Source organism: Candidatus Burkholderia verschuerenii (assembly GCF_001189365.1).
GTDB classification, from domain to species: domain Bacteria; phylum Pseudomonadota; class Gammaproteobacteria; order Burkholderiales; family Burkholderiaceae; genus Caballeronia; species Caballeronia verschuerenii.
In genome coordinates this window covers 1-2,228 of record NZ_LFJJ01000333.1, presented here as the reverse complement: position 1 = coordinate 2,228, position 2,228 = coordinate 1, and the positions used below count along the sequence as shown (strand labels likewise).

Below are 2,228 nucleotides of genomic sequence, written 5' to 3'. Positions count from 1 at the left end.
GTCCTTCTGCTTTTGCGACAGAATTCGTTTGGTGCGGCCAATCAACTCTTGCAACGCGCTCTGGCTATTGCGCTAGCCGAGTCAAGCTGGCGTTCGACGTCACGCATGACACGGCCCACACGCGAACGCAACGTGCGCAGCGCCTTTTTCATGCGCTTGTATTGCTTGGCGTGTGCGTACCGGCTGACTTGGCTCGCCAAGTGCGGCGCTTCGCGGTTGTAGTTCTGCCGCAACTTCAGACCATGGCGCCCCGCAGCCTTCACCAGATGTTCGCGACACCGCTCAAGCAGACGCGAATCGGTTGGATGGGCGACTGCTTTCTCCATCACCGTCGTATCGACAATCACCCGCTTTAAGCTCGAAGTCTTGATGACCTTGGCACGTTTGGCCGCTTCGATCGTCTCAGCCAGCAGTTCCTCAACCCCGGCTTCGCCCAGCCGCTTGCGCCAGCGCGTCAGGCTCGACGGATCGATCGGAGGCTTCGTCTGCAAGTACGTCTCGCCGGTGAAGACTTGATTGCAGTAGGAATGCCAGTTACCCAACCCCCCCCGCATAGATCCGAACGTGCCCAATTCAGGCATTCGGCTCCCACCTCGGGTGATTGACGGCAAATCGGCGATCTGGCCAGGCATGAAGAATCTGCGGTTGAGGCAACCACTCGTCTGCCAGCCGCTGAATACGCTGCCACGTCATCGTGTCCTTCTGGCTGCGACGCCGGAGCGTCCGCCGCCAGATGTTCATAATGCCGTATCGTCCGCATACCGCGACACAACCACCGTGCCTCTGGCCCGCTGACGCCGCCACCGCTCTATCCACAAATCAAAGACATAGTGCAGATAGATATTGGCAAGTAGTGGGGAGATCACCGAACCCTGCGGCGTACCAGCCTGTACCGACGTTAGCCGGCCATTGTCCAGCACCCCGGCATCGAGCCATTTGCCGATCAGGCGAATGACTCTCGGGTCCGCCACCCGATGCTTCACGAAACGGATCAACCATTGCCTGTTGACGGTGTCGAAAAAGCTTCGAATGTCGGCATCCAGAATCCAGTTCACCGGTCGCCACTGAATCGCGGCGGCCAATGCGTCGAGCGCATCATGCTGGCTACGACCCGGACGAAATCCGTACGAGAAGCCGAGAAAGTCTCCCTCATAAATGGCGTTCAGAACATCAACCATTACGCTCTGCACAAGCTTGTCTTCCAGTGCAGCTATACCCAACGGCCTGAGACCTCCGTCGCCCTTGGGTATATAACGGCGCAGCACTGGTAGGGCACGGTAGCTCCCTGTGTGAACCCGCTTGTGCAGGTCCCGGAGATTGCTCTCCAGTCCCGCTTCATAGCTTTGCCACGTCATGCCGTCAACTCCCGGCGCCGCCTTACGTTTGAGCGCATAGAACGCAGCGCTCAGCCGCTCGACTGTGACGTGGTGCAGCAACGTCGTGAAACGCATCTTCTTATGCTGTCTCGCCAACTGCCGTACGCGATCCAGTCCCTGTGACACGCTTCCCCGGTTCTGCGCCCGGCGCGTGCGGTTCTGGTTCGCGTTTCCCTCGGTCCCCGCCCTTGGCTCCACCCACTCCGCAGCCGGGTTCCCGACCTTGTTCGCAGGCTTCTTCGCTACTACGGCGGAGTCTGACTTCTCACGTCCGTACATCATCGGCTTCGGCTCCTCACCTTCCCGATGCGGACCTGGCCAATACCGCTACAACGCCAGGTCAGACGTGAGATCTCCCGGTTCCCGTGCAAGGCGCTTGCGTGCATGCCAGGTTCTACGACCACGCCGGATCGGTAGGCACTCGCGATGTCGCGCCCGCTCGTATTGCCTTCCACGTATTGGAGCGCGTCGGCATCCGGGATATAAACCATTTCGTGGCTCCATGGCTGGCCTACACATTCCCCTGCCGACGCTTCGCTGACCTCCTCGCCGATGCCCACGCACGGCTCGGGGGCGATGTGGCTCGCTATGCCTTCATCGTAGTGGACTCTCACCACCTACACCTTGCCGGTCTCCCGGCGCACCCAATACGGGTTCTCCACCCATTGCCACACGACCTCTTCGTCGGACAGGTCAAACGCATGTTGGAGATACAACAGCCCGGCGATCAGTCGGGGCGACGTTGCCGGTCGGCCGCGGTGCGATACAGCTCGCACTCATCGCCGTGTTCAACCGCTCCCATTCGATCAGATCGGCCAGGCGAACCAACGGATGCTGCAAGTTGATCTGCTC

General features: G+C 60.1%; 1 protein-coding gene and 2 pseudogenes. All 3 read right to left on the bottom strand.

Annotated features, from left to right (window positions below; genetic code table 11):
* A pseudogene (locus BVER_RS28640) lies at positions 1 to 515 on the bottom strand (transposase family protein); the annotation flags it as partial.
* A 222-nt stretch (positions 516 to 737) separates the two neighbouring features.
* Positions 738 to 1,658, bottom strand: coding sequence for a reverse transcriptase domain-containing protein (locus tag BVER_RS28635; protein ID WP_440588111.1), 921 nt, complete (start codon positions 1,656 to 1,658; stop codon positions 738 to 740).
* A 362-nt stretch (positions 1,659 to 2,020) separates the two neighbouring features.
* Positions 2,021 to 2,228, bottom strand: a pseudogene (locus BVER_RS30950) (transposase); the annotation flags it as partial.

Bases quoted from the DNA above. Each gene is read 5' to 3' on its own strand.
- BVER_RS28635 (WP_440588111.1), bottom strand. From the start codon at position 1,658: ATGATGTACGGACGTGAGAAGTCAGACTCCGCCGTAGTAGCGAAGAAG.